Source organism: Pedomonas sp., assembly GCF_036515995.1.
Classification (GTDB): Bacteria; Pseudomonadota; Alphaproteobacteria; order Sphingomonadales; family Sphingomonadaceae; genus Pedomonas.
The window spans coordinates 1-17,594 of sequence record NZ_DATBUP010000010.1 but is presented as its reverse complement, the minus strand read 5'-3'; the positions used below and the strand labels follow the sequence as shown (position 1 = coordinate 17,594).

The 17,594-nt window shown below is 63.9% G+C and carries 13 protein-coding genes and 1 tRNA gene; 8 read left to right on the top strand and 6 right to left on the bottom strand.

Annotation, left to right across the window (positions count from 1 at the left end; genetic code table 11):
* The first annotated feature begins 28 nt into the window (after positions 1 to 28).
* The gene (locus VIG90_RS00765) at positions 29 to 1,135 is read left to right on the top strand and encodes a glycosyltransferase family 4 protein (protein WP_331591457.1); all 1,107 of its coding nucleotides are present in this window, start codon (positions 29 to 31) and stop codon (positions 1,133 to 1,135) included.
* Between the two features lie 90 nt (positions 1,136 to 1,225).
* Here the strand turns inward: VIG90_RS00765 and VIG90_RS00760 are convergent, their stop codons facing one another.
* A complete protein-coding gene (locus VIG90_RS00760; protein ID WP_331591456.1) occupies positions 1,226 to 2,086 on the bottom strand; it encodes a dienelactone hydrolase family protein in 861 nt (286 codons plus the stop codon).
* A gap of 109 nt (positions 2,087 to 2,195) precedes the next feature.
* Here VIG90_RS00760 and VIG90_RS00755 point away from each other — a divergent pair, with 109 nt between their 5' ends.
* From VIG90_RS00755 to VIG90_RS00730, 6 genes are all read left to right on the top strand, one after another.
* Positions 2,196 to 2,720, top strand: a complete 525-nt coding sequence (locus VIG90_RS00755) for an O-acetyl-ADP-ribose deacetylase (protein WP_331591455.1) — start codon at positions 2,196 to 2,198, stop codon at positions 2,718 to 2,720.
* Positions 2,721 to 3,011: 291 nt separating this feature from the next.
* Positions 3,012 to 4,979, top strand: coding sequence for a GGDEF and EAL domain-containing protein (locus VIG90_RS00750; protein WP_331591454.1), 1,968 nt, complete (start codon positions 3,012 to 3,014; stop codon positions 4,977 to 4,979).
* Between the two features lie 110 nt (positions 4,980 to 5,089).
* On the top strand, positions 5,090 to 7,030 hold the full coding sequence (locus VIG90_RS00745) for a PhoX family phosphatase (RefSeq protein WP_331591453.1): 1,941 nt from the start codon (positions 5,090 to 5,092) through the stop codon (positions 7,028 to 7,030).
* A gap of 537 nt (positions 7,031 to 7,567) precedes the next feature.
* On the top strand, positions 7,568 to 8,968 hold the full coding sequence (locus VIG90_RS00740; protein ID WP_331591452.1) for a hypothetical protein: 1,401 nt from the start codon (positions 7,568 to 7,570) through the stop codon (positions 8,966 to 8,968).
* A gap of 266 nt (positions 8,969 to 9,234) precedes the next feature.
* Positions 9,235 to 9,540 (top strand): hypothetical protein, encoded by a 306-nt coding sequence (locus VIG90_RS00735; protein ID WP_331591451.1) that lies wholly within the window; start codon positions 9,235 to 9,237, stop codon positions 9,538 to 9,540.
* 96 nt (positions 9,541 to 9,636) lie between these two features.
* Positions 9,637 to 11,760, top strand: a complete 2,124-nt coding sequence (locus tag VIG90_RS00730; RefSeq protein ID WP_331591450.1) for a S8 family peptidase — start codon at positions 9,637 to 9,639, stop codon at positions 11,758 to 11,760.
* A gap of 85 nt (positions 11,761 to 11,845) precedes the next feature.
* Here VIG90_RS00730 and VIG90_RS00725 read toward each other — a convergent pair whose 3' ends face one another.
* Entirely contained in the window at positions 11,846 to 12,301 is a 456-nt protein-coding gene (locus VIG90_RS00725) for a nuclear transport factor 2 family protein (protein ID WP_331591448.1), read from the bottom strand.
* Between the two features lie 193 nt (positions 12,302 to 12,494).
* Positions 12,495 to 14,246 carry an FAD-binding protein gene (locus VIG90_RS00720; RefSeq protein WP_331591447.1) on the bottom strand — a complete coding sequence of 584 codons (1,752 nt, stop codon included), beginning with the start codon at positions 14,244 to 14,246 and terminating at the stop codon, positions 12,495 to 12,497.
* An 85-nt stretch (positions 14,247 to 14,331) separates the two neighbouring features.
* On the opposite strand from VIG90_RS00720, the gene VIG90_RS00715 reads away from it, so the two are divergent.
* Positions 14,332 to 15,000, top strand: coding sequence for a TetR/AcrR family transcriptional regulator (locus VIG90_RS00715; protein ID WP_331591446.1), 669 nt, complete (start codon positions 14,332 to 14,334; stop codon positions 14,998 to 15,000).
* Between the two features lie 9 nt (positions 15,001 to 15,009).
* On the opposite strand, the gene VIG90_RS00710 is transcribed toward VIG90_RS00715, so the two are convergent.
* The 3 genes from VIG90_RS00710 to VIG90_RS00700 all read right to left on the bottom strand — a co-directional run bounded on the left by VIG90_RS00710 (position 15,010) and on the right by VIG90_RS00700 (position 17,344).
* Positions 15,010 to 15,375, bottom strand: coding sequence for a response regulator (locus tag VIG90_RS00710; protein WP_331591445.1), 366 nt, complete (start codon positions 15,373 to 15,375; stop codon positions 15,010 to 15,012).
* A gap of 3 nt (positions 15,376 to 15,378) precedes the next feature.
* The gene (locus VIG90_RS00705) at positions 15,379 to 16,872 is read right to left on the bottom strand and encodes an ATPase domain-containing protein (protein ID WP_331591444.1); all 1,494 of its coding nucleotides are present in this window, start codon (positions 16,870 to 16,872) and stop codon (positions 15,379 to 15,381) included.
* Positions 16,873 to 17,267: 395 nt separating this feature from the next.
* Positions 17,268 to 17,344 (bottom strand) — tRNA-Arg (locus VIG90_RS00700).
* Between the last annotated feature and the right edge of the window lie 250 nt (positions 17,345 to 17,594).

The window sequence follows — 17,594 nt, the reverse complement described above, 5'->3', positions numbered from 1 at the left end:
GATGAACCGGCCCCGCTGGCTTCATGTCATGCCGACATTCAACCTGGGCGGTGCGGAAACCCGCACCGCCCGGTTGATGAATGCCTTCGGACCCCGTGTTCACCACACCATCCTGCCCACCCTCGCCGGGCAGCTTGCTGCTCAGAAGCTGCTGGACCCCGCCGTGCCGGTGGAATTTCCGGATGCGCCCTGCCGCTTCAAGGGTCCGTCCCTTCCGGTGCGCCTGTGGGACATCGGCCGATACCTGCGCCGCGGCAATTTTGATCTCGTGCTCACCTACAACTGGGGCAGCATCGAAGTGGCCATGGCCAACCGTTTGTTCGGACGCCTGCCGCTGGTTCATCATGAGGACGGCTTCGGACCGGAAGAAGCCACCGCCACCCTGCCCCGCCGCAACCACTTCCGCCGCCTTGCTCTGCCGGGCGCGCATGCGGTTGTCGCCTGTTCCCGCCTGATCGAGCGCATCGCCCTGAATGACTGGGGCCAGCCCCGCTCCCGCGTGCGCTTCATCCCCAATGGCGTCAATGTCGGTCCGTTCGACACACCGCCCCCGCCTGACGCCATTCCCGGCTTTGTAAAGAAACCGGGCGATCTGGTGGTCGGCACGCTGGCGGGCCTGCGCGACGTGAAGAACCTGCCGCGTCTTGTGCGCGCCTTTGCTGCGGCCACGCGTGGCCGCACGGACTGTTGGCTCATCATCGGCGGGCAAGGGCCGGAAGAAGAGCGGATCAAGGCCGAGGCTGCCGCCCACGGCATCTCCGACCGGCTGGTGATGCCCGGCTACCTGACCAACCCCGCGCGCTACGTGGGCCTGTTCGATGTCTACGCCATCTCGTCAGACACCGAGCAGTTCCCCATCAGCCTCGTCGAGGCCATGGCCGCGCGTCTGCCCGCCGCCTGCACCAACGTGGGCGACATCTCCCAGATCATCGCAGACGAAAACGCGCCCTTCGTCGTGCCCGCGACAGACGAAGCCGCCTTCGCCACGGCGCTCAGCACTCTGCTGAGCGATGCTGATCTGCGCGCCCGCATCGGCAGAGCCAACCGCGCCCGCGTCGAGGCCGAGTTCACGCAGGACGTGATGGTGGACACCTACGCCCGCCTCTACGCCGAAGCGTCCGGGCGGGCATTCTAGAGTTTCTCGATTTTTCAGTTTTTGCCGCGCACGATCCGATAAACGAAGGGGAGTGTGGGGGTTATAAACCCCCACGAAGAGCCCGCCGTACTACCGAAGGTGCTTGCCGAACCAGCTGAGGGTTTCCTTCCACGCGGCGGTGGCAGCCTGCTGGTTGTAGCTGGGGCGATAGTCCGCAAGGAAGCCGTGTTCGGCTTCCGGATAGACGATGATTTGCGAGGGAGAGTTGGCCTGCGCCAGCGCCACGCGCATGGCTTCCACGTCTTCCAGCGGAATGCCCTTGTCCTGTCCGCCGTAGAGACCGAGGACGGGGCCCTTCAGTTGACCCGCCACGTCCACCGGGTAGGTGGGTTGCAGGCTGTTGGGCTCGCCGCGCAGGCGGCCGTACCAGGCAACGCCCGCCTTCACCGCCGGATTGTGGGCGGTGTAGAGCCATGTGATACGCCCGCCCCAGCAGAAGCCGGTCACGCCCAGTTGCTCGGCATTGCCGCCGTCCGTCGCCGAGAAGGCGGCGGTCGCGTCAAGGTCGCTCATCACCTGCGTGTCCGGCACCTTGGAGACGATGGTGCGCACCAGCGTCGGAGTGTCCGCAACCTTGGTGGCATCGCCCTGCCGCACGTAGCAGTCCGGCGCGATGGCATAGTATCCCGCCTTGGCGAAGCGGCGCACGATGTCCTGAATCCAGGCATGAACGCCGAAGATCTCCTGCACCACGATGATGACCGGGCGCGGGCCGCCGCCTGCGGGCTTGGCACGATAGGCGGGTACGGCGCGGTCACCGGTCGGCACCTGCACCCAGCCGGCTTCCAGCCCTTGGGTATCCGTCTGGATGGCAGCGGCGGAAACCGGCCCGGCCGCCAGCGCAAAACCGGCAGCAGCGGCAGCACCCGCGCCCAGCGCCTGCCGGCGAGACCATTGGGCAGTGGAAATCCAGTCCGTATCTTCAATCATCAATCCCTCCCGGCCCTCTCTCTGGCACCGCCCTGTACCGCCTGTTTCCTTTGCGGGACAAGCGGCTAGATCTTGCAGAAGATTAGCCGCAGGCGAGGAGAGGTCAAACATGTCAGATAGGCTGAAAGTCGTAACCGGCGACATTACAACCTTTCAGGTGGACGCCATCGTCAACGCCGCAAACGAGTCCCTTCTGGGCGGCGGCGGCGTTGACGGCGCGATTCACCGCGCGGCCGGTCCCGGTTTGCTGGAGGAATGCCGCGGCATCGGCGGCTGCCCCACCGGCGAGGCGCGGATCACCAGGGGCTACAACCTGCCCGCCCGGCATGTGATTCACACCGTCGGCCCGATCTGGCGCGGCGGCGATGCAGGCGAGACCGACCTGCTGGCAGCCTGCTACCGCAGCAGCCTTGATCTGGCAGCAACGTATGGCATCAGGACCATCGCCTTTCCGGCCATCGCCACTGGCGTTTACGGCTATCCGGCAGACAAGGCCGCGCGCATTGCCGCGCGCACCACGCTCGACTGGCTGGACCGGCATCCAGATGCAATCGAGCAGGTGGTTTTCGTCTGCTTCAGCGAGCCCTCCGCAGCGCACTACAGGGCTGCGGTCGAGCAGTCCGAAAGGATCTGAGAATCATTGGCAACTTTTGCTGCTGTTCCGGCCGCAACATGGCTGAGCAGCAGGTTGTTGGGGGCCCGGCGCAAACTCTATGTTGCGGAGTTAGCACATCATTTAGGATTGGAGTTTAAGCATTCATTTGCAATTCACGTAGGTTGCTTAGGTAACACGGCTTCGATTGTTTTTGAGTCGGTTTCCGGTTCGTAGAGGTTGAGTTCCGTTATGTCGGTTGCGTCCTGTGACCAGCGAGATCCAGCGCAGTGCACGGGCGGATGCGCTCGGGTTCCTGATCACGCAACCTCGGTGGGCCTTCCGACGCGCGACTCTCCCGTCATTCCGCCAACCGCCTATGAAGACAGCCACGCCTTTCTGCAGCGGCTGCCGATCCGCGCCGGGCTGATCTTTGCCCTCATCAGCATTCTCTGGCTCTTTCTGACCGACGGCGTCCTCAGCTCCCTCACCGGCAGCGCCGAACATCTTCTTCATCTCAATATGCTCAAGGGCATGACCTACACGGCCCTGACCGCTGCATTGATGTACGGGCTGCTGAAATGGTCCCTGCGCCGCACGCTGAATGACCAGTTCATCGCGCAGCGCAATGCGGAGCGCCTTGGCATCGCCCTCACCGCTGCCAAGAGCGGAGTGTGGGAGTGGCATTTCCCGACGCGCAGCTTCTACCTGTCAGAGCAGCTGGCCGGCTTGCTGGGCGAGAAGTTCGACGCGCCCTCAACCTGGGGCGCCTTGCTCGAGCGCGTCCACCCCGAGGACCAGTCCCTGTTCGGCAACGTCATCTGCCGCGTGTTGCAAGAGCCAGATGAAGAGCACACCGTTCAGTATCGTGTTCGGCGCCGCAACAACACCTACGCCTGGTTCGAGGTGCGCGGCCGTCTGCTCTCGGATGACAAGGGCAAGCCCCTGCGGGTGGTGGGCGTGGCCATGGACATCAGCCACACCAAGGAGAAGGACAGCCGCATCGAACGGCTGACCTATTTCGATTCCCTGACCGGGCTTCCGAACCGCGCCAAGTTCATGAACATACTTCATGCCAAGGTCGAGCAGCTCAGCGCGTCGGAGAGCGTCCTGCTGGTTGCCCGTCTGGACATCAACCGCTTCCAGGAAATCAACAACGTCTATGGCGGCGTCCTTGGCGATCAGATCCTGAACATCCTCGGCCATCGGCTGGAGTTCGTCGCCGGCCGCCGGGGCATCGTCTCCCGTTTCGCCGGCGATGACTTCGCCATCGCCGTTTCGTCGCTCGCCAGTGTCGAGGCCGCTCAGGAACTGGCGAACCGCATCTGTCAGACCGCGAACCAGCCTGTTCAGCTGAACGGCGAGAACATTCCTCTCAGCTCCGTCATGGGCGCGGCAATTGCTCCCAACGATGGGGAGGTCGCCGAGAAGCTGGTGCTCTATGCCGAGCTCGCTCTGGCGCGGGCACGGGACGACGGGCAGGCTCTGGGCTTCTACGAGTCCGGCATGAACGAGGCTTTCCGCGAGCGTGCGTACATGGAGCAGGAGCTGGCGACGGCCCTGCGCACCGGCGGGCTCACGGTGCATTATCAGCCCGTGGTGCGGACCAGCGACAAGGCGCTGGTGGGCTTCGAGACGCTGGCACGCTGGTCGCACCCCGAGCTGGGTGCGGTATCGCCCGCGCAGTTCGTGCCGCTGGCCGAGGCAACCGGCTTGATTGCAGAACTCGGCTGCTTCGTGCTGCGCACCGCCTGCGCCCAGGCCGCGCGCTGGAACCGGACATCGCCGTTCCCGATCAAGATTGCCGTCAACGTCTCCGCGCGGCAGATGGATGACGACAGCTTCGTTGAGGAAGTTGCCTGTGTGCTGGCCGAGACCGGCCTGCCGGCGGAGTGCCTCGAGCTGGAAGTCACCGAATCCGTCATCATGAGCGATTTCGAGGCCATTCGCGGTCGTCTCCAGCGGTTGCGCGACCTCGGCGTTCATGTGGCGGTGGATGACTTCGGCACCGGCTATTCCTCGCTGGCGGTGCTGAAGCAACTGCCGGTCAGCAAGCTGAAGATCGACCGCTCGTTCGTGCAGGATCTGAATGCGAGCGAGGAGGGCGACGCCATCGTTGCCGCCATTCTGGAACTGGCTCACTCCATGAACCTGGCCGTCACGGCCGAGGGCGTGGAAACCTCCGAGCAACTGGAGTTCCTGCGCGCCCGCCAGTGCCAGACCGTGCAGGGCTATCTCATCAGCCCGCCGCTGCCGGTGGAGGCGCTCCAGCCCTTCCTCACCGCGTCCGTGGCCGCCTGAACGGCTCGTTACACCGTGGCTCTCGGGGTTTCGTCACGCAGGGTCATCAAACTGCAATAGCGCCGGGTTAAGGCCGCCGGGAAACGAACTTCTGTACAAGGCGTCTCCCGATGAACGAATCCCGCGGTAATACCAGCTTTGAAGATGTGGTTGGCGTCCGCTTCGGCCGCCGCGATGCGCTGCGCGGCGCCCTGGCCATGGCTGCGCTGGCCGCCCTGCCGCCTGCATTCCGCCCCGCCCCCGCTTCCGCTGCTGCTACAACCGACGCCGCGGCGTCCCCCGCGCCGTTCGCCTTCGAGGAAGTGGCGCATGGCGTTGACGAGACCCACCATGTCGCCCCCGGCTATACAGCGGATGTGTTCCTGCGCTGGGGCGATCCGGTCACGCCGGCTGCCCCGCCGTTCGATCCGCGTCACCAGACCGTGGCGGCGCAGGAACTCCAGTTCGGCTACAACTGCGATTACATCGGCTTCGTGCCGCTGTCGGCTGACCGGGGCCTGCTGTGCGTGAACCACGAGTACACCATCCCGACGCTCATGTTCCCCGGCCTGGTTGACGCCGAAGGCCAGTTCAACATGGACGCCTACACGCCCCAGATGGCGGACATCGAACTGGCGGCCCATGGCGTCTCGGTCATCGAGGTGCAGCGCAAGGGCGCAGGCTGGGCGATCGTGCCTGACAGCATGCGCAACCGCCGCATCACCGCCCGCTCGACCCCGTTCCTGCTCACCGGCCCGGCGGCGGGCCACCCGCGCCTGCAAACCAAGGCCGACCCCAAGGGCCGCCACGTCATCGGTACCATCAACAACTGCGCCGGCGGCGTCACGCCGTGGGGCACCTATCTGGCGGGCGAGGAGAATTTCGACGGCTACTTCGGCGGCCAGCTGCCCGAAGGCCACCCCGAAACCCGCGCCTACTTCGACTACGGCATCGGCGCGGGGAGCGTGTCGCGCTTCGCCCTGATCCAGAAGCGCTTCGATGTCAGCCACGAGCCGAACGAGCCCAACCGCTTCGGCTGGGTGGTCGAGATCGACCCGCGCAATCCCATGTCCACGCCGAAGAAGCGCACTGCGCTCGGCCGCTTCAAGCACGAAGGCGCGGAGAGCGTGCTCAACAAGGATGGCCGGGTGGTGCTCTACTCGGGCGATGACGAGACCTTCCAATACATCTACCGCTTCGTCACCAAGGGTCGCTTCGACCCAAGCAACCGCGACGCCAACATGGATCTGCTGGATGAAGGCACCCTGTACGCCGCCCGCTTCGATGCGGACGGCACACTGCACTGGCTGGCGCTGGTGCACGGCAGCGGCCCGCTGACCGCCGCCAATGGCTTTGACTCACAAGCCGACGTGCTGATCGAGGCGCGCCGCGCCGCCACCCTGCTGGGCGCGACGCCGATGGACCGGCCGGAGGACGTGCAGCCGCACCCCACCAACGGGCGCGTCTATGCCATGCTGACCAACAACACCCGCCGTCAGGATGTGGAGGTAAACCCTGCCAACCCGCGCGCCCGCAACGCCTTCGGCCACATCGTCGAAATGATCGCACCGGACGCGGACCACACGGCGGACACGTTCCGGTGGGACATCCTGCTGCGCTGCGGCGACCCCGCCGTTGCGACTGTCGGCGCCACGTACAATCCCGCCACCTCCGCCAACGGCTGGTTCGGCTCGCCCGACAACGGTGCGATCGACATGGAGGGCCGCCTGTGGGTCTCCACCGATCAGGGCTCCAACTGGCCGCTGACCGGCACGGCGGACGGTCTCTACGCCGTCGAGACCGAAGGGGACGGCCGCGCCACCAGCCGCATGTTCTTCCGCGTTCCGGTGGGCGCGGAGATGTGCGGCCCGTGCTTCGCGCCGGACGGTCGCGCGCTCTTCCTCTCGGTGCAGCATCCGGGTGCTGACGGCACCTCCAGCTATCCGGGCTTCGAGCGCGCGTCCTCTTTCGAAGACCCCGCAACCCGCTGGCCGGACTTCAAACCGAGCACGCCGCCGCGCCCGTCCGTCGTGCTGATTACCCGCAACGATGGCGGACGGATCGGCGGCTAACACATAACCCATCCGGCTCGATACGGAGAGAGAACCATATAAGTTATAATTTCACATCAGATATGGACCAAAAGTACCATTCTGGAGTTAAACGCCATGAGTGACGTGATGCGAAGCCAGACGGGCCAGATGAAATCTAGGAACTGGCTGGCTGCAGGCGAGCGTCATTCATGACGCCTCAAGGCGGCGACCGGTTCGGCTGTCGCCTTAATTTTTTGGGCTGTTGTTCACTTTCCAAATCTGCGCACCGACAGGCGGGAAGCAAAAGCAATGCTTCCCGTAATTGAAATTTTCGGTACGCCGGTGTTTTCTTAGTAGAACATCATAAAATGGATATATAACTTACCCAAGTTCACGATTTTCAGATGAACAAATAAATACAATTTGTTTTAATTTGAATAAACCTGCGCATTATATTTTCGATTGAGCTTTTACATTTTCGGTAGTGTCCGCTTCAGCACCTTCTGTGAGTTGCGTTTTGCTCACTCTGCATTTCCCCCTTGAAAACTCACCTCTTCCTTTTGAAGCGAGGTCTACATGATCGACATGCTCACAAGCCAGCCGTCCTTTGGCTCTACCCCCTTCGGTGCTCCTGACGGAGCGATGCAATTTCCATTGCAGCAGCAGCTCCAGCAGCTTCAGCAATTCCCGATCCTGCAACAGCTGCTGCTGCAGCAGCTTCAACAACAGCCGTTCGGTCAGCAGTTCCAGCCGCAAGGCTTCTTCGGTGACCTGCTGAAGCAGTATGGCGGCTCCGCCGGTGGCGCTATCGGCGGCCTGTTCGGCCAGCCGGGCCTCGGCCAGTCCATCGGCAATATCGCCGGTCAGATCGGCGGCTTGCTGCCGTTCCAGAGCGCACCCCAGTTCCCGCTGATGGAAGCCATCCAGCAGGGCCAGCACCCGATCCTTCAGCAACTGCTACAGGCCCAGCAGCAGCTGCAGCAGTTCCCGGTCCTGCAGCAACTGTTCCAGCAGCAAATCCTGCCGCAGTTCCCCCTGCTCGAGCGGATGCAGCAGTTCCAGCAACAGCAGCAGCAGCCGTTCGGCCAGCAGTTCGCGCCGCAGGGCTTCTTCGGTGATCTGCTGAAGCAGTATGGCGGCACCGCCGGCGGCGCCATCGGCGGCCTGTTCGGCCAGCCGGGCATCGGTCAGACCATCGGCAACATCGCGGGTCGTCTCGGCGGCCTATTGCCGTTCCAGAGCGCGCCGCAGTTTCCGCTGCTGGCAGCTCTCCAGCAGCAACAGCAGCAGCCGTTCGGCCAGCAGTTCCAGCCGCAGGGCTTCTTCGGCGACCTGCTGAAGCAGTACGGCGGCACCGCCGGTGGCGCCATCGGCGGCCTGTTCGGCCAGCCGGGCATCGGTCAGAGCATCGGCAACATCGCGGGTCAGCTCGGCAACTTCCTGCCGTTCCAGAGCTCGCCCCAGTTCCAGCCGCAAGGCTTCTTCGGCGACCTGCTGAAGCAGTATGGTGGCGCGGCGGGCGGGGCTATCGGCGGCCTGTTCGGTCAGCCGGGCATCGGTCAGAGCATCGGCAACATCGCGGGTCGTCTCGGCGGTCTGCTGCCGTTCCAGAGCGCGCCGCAGTTCCCGATGCTCGATCAGCTTCAGCTGGCCCAGCAGCAGTTGCAGCAGTTCCCGGTCCTGCAGCATCTGTTCCAGCAGAAGGCCCTGCCGCAGTTCCAGCAGCAGCCGTTCGGGCAGCAGTTTGCGCCACAGGGATTCTTCGGCGACCTGCTGAAGCAGTATGGCGCACCGATCGGCGGCGCCATTGGCGGCGCCTTTGGCAACCAGGGTCTCGGCCAGACCATCGGCGGCCTTGCCGGGCAGCTGGGCAACTTCCTGCCGTTCCAGAGCGCGCCCCAGTTCCAGCAGCCGTTCGGGGCCGTTCCGCCCACAAGCCTGCCGATCCAGTTCGCGCAACAGCCGGGTCTCTGCTGATCGGCACGGACGGTCACAGACGGTCGGAGCAGCGGCAATGGGTACCTTCCCTTGGGAAACCGGGAAAAAGCACGGCGTTCTCGCAGCTTCTGCGCAGCGCACGTTCTCCCGGCGGGTACATCCGGAGCCCCGGCCGTTCTGGCCAGTATGGAAGGTCTGTCCCCGGTCGAGGCCGGGGACAGCCTCCTTTTCGCCGGTCGGCGCCTATGGCGGCCTGAACCGGCAGATCCGCACAGTCTCCGCACGCAGCAACGGACAATAGCCCCATGCCAGACCGAAGCACCACCGGGCCCGATGACGACAATGACGAAATGCAGCGCGAGAAGACCGAGCCCTACCTCATCGCTCCCCGCAATGCGGGCGATGCGCACCAGGTGCGGGAACTGCAGAGGTGCAAGGAGACCATCGAGCAGTTGGCGCCAGCTTCGGTATCCGGGGGCCGCACTCTGTTGAAGGTGCGCCTTTCACCGTTTTTTGCCGAGAAGATTCAAAAGCAGTTTGGGGCAAGTCTCATCATAGAGCGGGACGCCTCTTTGCCCGATCCCAGACTGTTACCGGACTTCAAGATTTAAGAACTCTTCTTTTTTCCTCTTCGTCTGCTTGCAGAAATTTTGCCCGTTCATCCGAAAAGTACTCGCGTTGTTCTTCCCATCTCCACGGAGGTTATAATGCCGGAACACAAGGGTCAGGACCCAGACACCCAGAAAAAGAAGGCGGGCCGCGAAGATCAGGCCCGAGCCACGCCGCAATCCAGTACGCAGTCGGCCAGCGCCCAGCCCCCGCAGAATCAGGCCTCGCAGAACCAGCCCGCCCGCACGGCGGAGAACAATACCGGTGGCGGCAGCACCGGTGGGGGCATGAAAAACAACGGCGGCAACGGCATGAGTGGCAGCAGCGACACCACGGGCGACGGCGCGGTGAAACCCCGCAAGCGCCGCTATCTGGTGGCTCGGCGTCCCATGCCGGCCGGCCTTCAGAGCATGGCCGCAGCGCTTCAGCCGATGAACGAGAAACAGATCGAAGACGAACTGCGCACACTGGGCGCGGATATCGTCAAGGAAATCAAGCCGCGTGCGCCCGCAGGCTTCGGCATGCTGGCCGCCTCGGGCATGGGCCCGGTTTCCATGCCCGGCATCGTCGTTGCCGAGATGGACGTTGATAAGGGCGAGCAGCTGCGCCGTACCGCCTCCGCCAGCGTCATCGTGGAGCATGACGCCCTGCTCAAGCATCTCGACGTGGCGACCAGCGCCCGGCTGATGAAGACGACGCTCGAGGCGTCGCTCTACCCAACATCCGCCACCACCTCGACCGACATATCCGTGCGCGTCGTAGGGTCGGACGGGCAGCCGGTCGGCCGTGCCACCGTCGTCATATACGGTCGCAGCTTCCCGGCGCAGGGCGTGACCGACGAAAGCGGCAACGTCATTCTCACCGTGGTAGGCGGAGGTGCCGAGAGCATAGCCGCCATTTACGTGAAGCCGGAAGCCGACCACTGGGAGAGGTTCATCACCCGCCCGTCACTGAAGGATGACACGGACAACACCATCCAGTTGCGCCGCCTTGACGAAACCTTCCCTGACTTCCCCCGGAATGCGGCGGTCGGCTGGGGCCAGAAGATGATGGGGCTCGACCAGCTGGCCCGCGGCCTGACCGGGCGCGGCGTGAAGATCGCCATCATCGACTCCGGCTGCGACAACAGCCACCCTCAGCTGCGCAACGTGAAGCAGGGCATGGATCTGACGACGGACGACGCCGACCCCGACGGCTGGACCAACGACACCATTTCCCACGGCACCCACTGCGCGGGCATCATCGCCGCCGCAAGCGGTCCCAACGTCTCCGGCGTTCGCGGCTTCGCGCCAGAAGCGGAGATCTTCGCGCTGAAGGTGTTCCCGGGCGGGCGCTTCAGCTCGCTCATCGAAGCGCTCGACCTGTGCATCGAGCGGGGGATCGACGTGGTCAATCTTAGCCTCGGCAGCGATGAAGTCTCCGAGCTGGTCACCCAGAAGATTCTGGAAGCCCAGAGCCGGGGCGTGGCCTGCATCGTGGCGGCGGGCAACTCGGGCGGGCCGGTGCAGTTTCCGGGCAACCTGCCGAACGTGCTGACCGTCTCTGCCATCGGCAAGACCGGCGAGTATCCGGAAGACACCTACCACGCCCAGACGCTTGATCCCCAGATACCGCCCATCAACGGCATCTATCCGGCCAAGTTCAGCTGCTTCGGCCCCGGCATAGATGTCTCCGCGCCCGGTGTCGCGATCGTGTCCTGCGTTGCGGGCGGCGGTTATGCCGCGTGGGATGGCACCTCGATGGCAACACCGCACGTCACCGGCCTTGCCGCCCTGCTGCTGGCGCACCACCCGCTGTTCCAAGGGGCGCTGAAGACGCGCTCCGCCGAACGGGTGCAGGCGCTGTTCCAGGCGCTCAAGGCATCGGCTGTTCCGTGCGTTGCCGACGTTCAGCGCGGCGGGGCGGGCGTGCCCACCGTGCAGGCTCTGCTTGGCCTGACCATCTCTGCCCCTTCCCAAACCGCACAGGCACCGCAGGCCCGACCCGGCAATGGACACGAAACCTATCGGGACGGCGCCATGATCGGCGGTGCACCCGGTCGCCTGGGAGGCGGCGCAGGGTCGCCGGGCTTTGCCGCCGGGCAGACCGGTTACGGCATGACCTCCTGGCAACAGGCCCCGGTCGGGACGCCGCTCACCCAGAACGCCCTTGCCGCATGGGCCTTCTCAAACCCGGCAGCCCTCCAGCTCATCTCTCAGATGCGCGCCGCCGGATTGCTATAAGGCCGGATTGTTGCAACAGTTGTCTGACTTGCTTGCAGAGGGCCCGCGCGGCCCTCTGCCCTTTTCTCCGACCCGGCGACTCCGGTCAGCCCAGGTCCGCGCTATCCGCTGAAAGCACCGAAGGATTGCCCATGTGCATCTGCCACTTGGCGTCACGGCGCACGATACGCCACCCTTCCGGGCGACGCTCCCACCGGTCGATGTACTCGCCGTTGGAATCGAAGAACAGGTGCGCCTTCGCGCCGACGCCCTGATGGCGGGCCTGCACGTAGCTGCGGCTGACGGCCCGGTCGCCGTCCACATCGATCATGATGCTCCCGATCAGATGCTGGGTGCCGCCACATACGTCCAGAAAGCGGCGGAAGTTGTCCATGAGCGCGTCCATCCCGTGCCGGTCGCCGCCCGTGCCGTAGTCGAAGCTCACGTCCTGCGCGAACACATCGCTGACGGCGCCCCAGTCCTTCTGATCCAGAGCCCGGGCAAAGCGGGCAAGCCCGCGTGTGATCTCGCGCTCATCGAGCAGCACCTGAAGCGTCGTCATTCTTTTCTCCCCACCTCGATTATCGTTCTTCTTTTTTCGCAAGGGTTTCGGTCCCCCGCACCCCGCTTTTTTTGTGAGGCTGCGCCAGTTCGCTAGAGCAGCTTTTGAGCAGGGTGCACACCCTGCGCTTAAGAAAGTGCGACCAGCAAAGAGCTTAGAACCGCGATCTGATGCAATCAGATCGGAAAAGGCTCTAAGCCACCGCCTCTGCGGTTGCCGCCACCTGTGCGCCGAGCCCCGCCATGCTGGCGGCTGCGCGCTTGCCGGAGAACATGCAATCCGACGCTGACAGGCCGCTGACGTAGAGGTGCGAGCAGATGCCGATGGCGGTGCGCCCGGCGGCATAAAGACCCGGAATGTCCGTGCCGTCTGCGCGCTTCACGTTGCCGGTCTCCTCGTTCACCACAAGGCCGCCCATGCTGAGGGTGGTCAGCGGGAACAGGCGGCTCGTGATGGAGACGTCGATGGCGTAGTACGGCCCCTCGCCCAGCACCGCCATGTCGGTCGCCTTCTTCTCGAACGGGTCCGCCTGCTCGCCCTTGGCTGCGGCGTTATACTGGCGCACGGTCTCGCGCAGGGTGGCGGGATCGAAGCCCATCTTGGCCGCCAGCGCGTCCAGCGTTGCCGCCTTCTTGCGCTGGAACAGCAGGGCAAGGATCACCGGGTCGCGCTGGAACGGCAGCAGCCCGTCGTTCTTCACGTTCTGCCAGGCTTGCTGATACAGCGCCTTGTCGAGGATCAGCCAGCCCTTGCCGCCGTGCTTCTCGCACATTTCGTAGGCAATGGCGGAGCCGTACCACGCCTCGTCACAGAAGCGCGCGCCCTTGGCGTTGACCAGCATGGCGCGTGAGAGCGCCACCGGCGGATTGACGAAGCGCCATGCGCTGATGTGCTCCATGCGGCTGACCGCGCCGCCCGCCGTCTGGCCGAGGCGAATGCCGCTGCCGTCGTCGCCCGGATTGCCCAGCGGCATGCCGGGGGCGTACTTGGGGGCCAGCGCTTCCACCATCGGACGGTTGAAGATGAAGCCGCCCGCGCTTAGCACCACGCCGCGCCGGGCGCGGATGCGGTATTCGATGCGATAGCGCTTCTCCAGCGCCTCCGCCTTGGCGCTGTAATAGTCCGCCAGCTTCCACAGCAGGCTGCCGCCCGGAAAGCTCGGCGGCAGCGCCAGCAGCAGCTTGCGCGAGAGAGCCCGATACTTGGCGTGCTGTTCGGCAACCTTGGTTCCGGTCTCGAACATCAGCGCAATCACACCGACGACCGCGCCGCTCTCATCCATCACCAGCTTGCGCACTTCGGCGGGCGGCATTTCCTTGACGCCATGCTTCTGCGCAGACTCGCGCAGCGGGCCCCACAGCGCCGCGCCGAAGCCGGTGCCGGTCTTGTTCTGGATGGGGGAGTAAACCTTGTGACCACGCGGCGCAGGGCGGGACACTGCCGAATACCGGCCGCTCAGCGAGCTGTCCGAATGGTAGAGGTAGTAGTCCAGCGGCGGGTAGGAGGTCTTGCCCGTGTAAGTGGTGGTGTTGAATTGCACGCCGTGCTGCATCAGCCAATCGATCAACGCCGGGCTCTGCTCGCAGAAGCGGCGCAGCGTCTCATCGGAGACCACGCCCTGCGTCTCCAGCTGCAGGTACCGGAACATCGCCTCGGTCGAATCCTCGAAGCCGGCCTGCTTCTGGATGGCAGTGCCGCCGCCCGCATAGACGATGCCGCCGTTCATTGCGGTCGAGCCGCCGCAGTTGAAGCGGTCCAGCGCCACCACCGACAGGCCGAGTTCGGCCGCATGCAGCGCCGCCGCCACGCCGCCGCCGCCGTAACCGACGACGGCCACGTCCACCGTCTCGTCCCAGTGCGCCGCATCGGCGTTGGCAACAACTTCCGCCGCTTCAACCTTGCTCAGCCAGTTCGGCGAACCCGGACGATCATTCTGCGCGATCATGGCGACCCTTCCCCGTATAAGACTTCCCTTGTCATGAGCATTGCGATTAAGATGACGGTCCGTCAAGTTAATTTCAGGGGAACCGATGCCTGCCTCCAACCCCACCTCACCCGCTCCCGACTCCACAGCTCGCCGTCGCGGCGGCCGGCCCGGCCGGGCCGACACTGAGCGGCTGGGCGCAGCGATTCTGGCGGCGGCGGAGCAGGTGTTTCTGGCGGAAGGGTTCGGCGGCGCGCGCATGGAGGCCATTGCCGCAAGGGCGGGCACCACCAAGCAGACGGTCTATGCCCGCTTCGGCAGCAAGGAAGCGCTGTTCATAGAGGTCAGCAATGGGCTGCTGAAGGAGCGGTTCGCACCGGTCTCGGCCGGGCAGGGCACGCTGCGCGATGCTCTCGTGCAGGTGGCGGACCAGATGCTGGCCGCCATGCTCGACCCCCGCATGGTGCGGATGCACTGCATCATCACCGCCGAGGCCGAGCGCTTTCCCGAACTTGCCCGCATGACGGACCGGGACGAGTCGTTCCCCGGTCGCAGCATTCTTCACGCCCTGCTGACGGAGGCCGCCGAACGCGGCGAGATCGACTGCCCCGATCCGCATCAGGCCATGCTCATGCTGCAGCATATGGTGCTGGCCGCGCCGCTGCGCGCAGCCTCGCTCGGGCTCGACACCTTCGATGCCGACGCCTGCCGCAACTGGACGCGCTATGCCGTTGACCTGTTCCTTGATGGCGCCCGTCCGCGCGGCGCAAGCTGAACGCGCGCGCTACTGCCCGGCCCGCGCGAGCAGTTCCTTCACGAGCGAGACGAAGTCGCCCGCCATGTACGGCTTGGAAATATAGGCGTCGTGTCCGCCCTTGTAGTTCGAGGGCAGCCGATCCTCGGAAATCGCCGTGGCCAGAATGATCGGGCCGCGCCATCCTTGCCTGCGAAGGGCAGTAATCAGTTCGAGCCCGTCCATGACGGGCATCATGTAGTCGGTCACGATCAGGCTGGGCGGGTTCGAGACGATCATCTCCAGCGCCTCGGCACCGTCATAGGCGGTGTCGACAAGCATCCCCTCGTCTTCAAGCAGCATGCTTGCATTCAAGGCAATGACAAACTCGTCCTCAACAACCAGCACCCGTGCCATTGCTTAGCGGTCTTTCTCAGTGGACCACTCAGATCTTTCGCTGCTAGCGCCAACATCCAGTACTCTTTCCGACCGAGGGCCCTTGCCCCTTGGGAGAGCAGCCTTGTCTTCGGCAAGAACAACACCGCCACTGGTAATGTAGAATTCCCGCGTCATCGGATCGAAGTCACTATCCCGCACCTTGAGAATGGAGATGTTCCGCCGCAACATCTCATCATCCCTGGCGTAGTGAGCCAGGATCAAATTACTGATGATGGCGGACAGCTCTCCCAACTCAAGGTTGGTCGGGCGGTAGAGTTCCCTGGTCTCCAAAGAATAGAGCGAAGTGACGCCCGCTGACTTCAGAAATTGATTGAGAGCGTGAATGACATACGGCAGGCGTTCGCTGAACATGAGGGAGGTCTTGAGCGAGTGCAGCCCGTCGATAAACAGCAGCTTCGTGCCGCCGGACTTCACCTCCCGAACGATCTCGTGAACGATCTCGTCCACCAGATTCTCAGCCGGTGAGCGCCAGATGATCTTGAGCGCCCCCTCGTCAACAAGCCGTTCCACATCGATGCCGAAGGCCGCAGCCTTCGCCATCAGCGCCTGGGGCGATTCATAGAAGGTATAAAACAGGGCGGGCGCTTCTTTCGTGGCGCTTCCCACGAAGTGCAGGCCGAGCGTCGTCTTGCCCGAGCCGGTCGGTCCATGAATCAACGTGGCCGACAAGGACGGATAGCCCCCGCGCAGCATGGCATCGAGCCCGGCAACGCCAGACGTGACCCGGCCCGAAGGCGTATCGGCAACCGACGCCTTGAAGGCGACTTCCGCCCTGGGAAATACCTGGATACCGCCGCTGGTGATGCGAAAGTGATGGCGGCCGCGCATGAAGCCGCCGCCGCGCTGCTTGTGCACTTCCAGAGACCGCACGGCGCGCAGCCCCTTGCTTTCGTCGCACAGCTCCACCCAGCCATCCACCATGGTGTATTCGGGGGAGGACGGATCACGGCGCTGGTTGGTCAGCAGCAGCAGCGTCACCCCCAGCATGGAGGCGATGCCCTGAAGTTCGTGAACGAACTCGCGGAAGGACTGGTCACTCACGGCCGCATCCTGCGCCACGAACAGACCGTCGAAGATGACCAGCGTCGCCTTGCGCTTGCGCACCTCGGCCGTAATCAGCCCCAGAACGCCGGACAGGCCTTCCTTCAGCAACGCCGCATAGGCCGACAGGTAGACCAGACGCTCGGGAATATGCTCGGGCATGAAGAAGCCCATTCGCTGCATGAAGCGGATCATGCGGTCGTGGGATTCGGCGAACAGGGAAACATAAAGCGCAGATTCGCCGCGGCTGGTGTGGCCGAAGCAGATCTGGTTGGACAGGATGGTCTTGCCCGCACCCGGCGGGCCGTGAATGATGTAAGCCGCCCCACGCAGGAGCCCGCCGCTCAACACAGCATCAAGCCCGTCAATGCCCGTCGGCAGTCGATCAACTGACGCTGAGATACTCGGCTTCACACTGGCCTCCGTCCACGCTGGAAATCAAAACCGACAAAAGAGATGCATTCTGATCTACTGATCGTATTTTTGTTTCTAAACAGAAACTTAGAGCACAGGTGTTTCTGTAACAAACAAATTAATCTTTGTTCCCTTTTATCGCTCCGTATGCGGAATCCACAGGCCGTTCGCCCACAAATAGTTTGCTTTAGGCAAAGGACCAGACTGTAGCGGTCAGGAGCGCTCCAAAGTGAGCCAGCGCGCTTTTGCCAAGGGAGGGTCTGCTGCATGGCACCGCCTCGTGCATGAACTCCCACGCGCAAGGACGGCCGCAAGCCTGCCCTGTGCCATCCGGCATCGCAAGCGTGGCGGGACGATCAATTCTTCGCTTTTCAGGGGGGATGTCAGGGAGAAAATGGCGCGCCCGGAACGATTCGAACGTCCGACCCTCAGATTCGTAGTCTGATGCTCTATCCAGCTGAGCTACGGGCGCGCAAGCCTCATCGGCTGACGGCGCGGAACCTATCCAGATCACCCCTACCATGCAAGGGTTTTTGTCAGGGTTTTTGAATTTCTTTATAACTAACTGATTCTAAACGATTTTTTTAGAATATATCCGCAGCTTCCCGCGTTCAATCAGCCCGTATGACGCCACAAACAGCGCAGCGACGCTGTTTTTACCCCCCCTCCAGCCCCCGTCCCGCCGGCATCATCGAAACGCCAACGCACGCCCCTCTATAAAA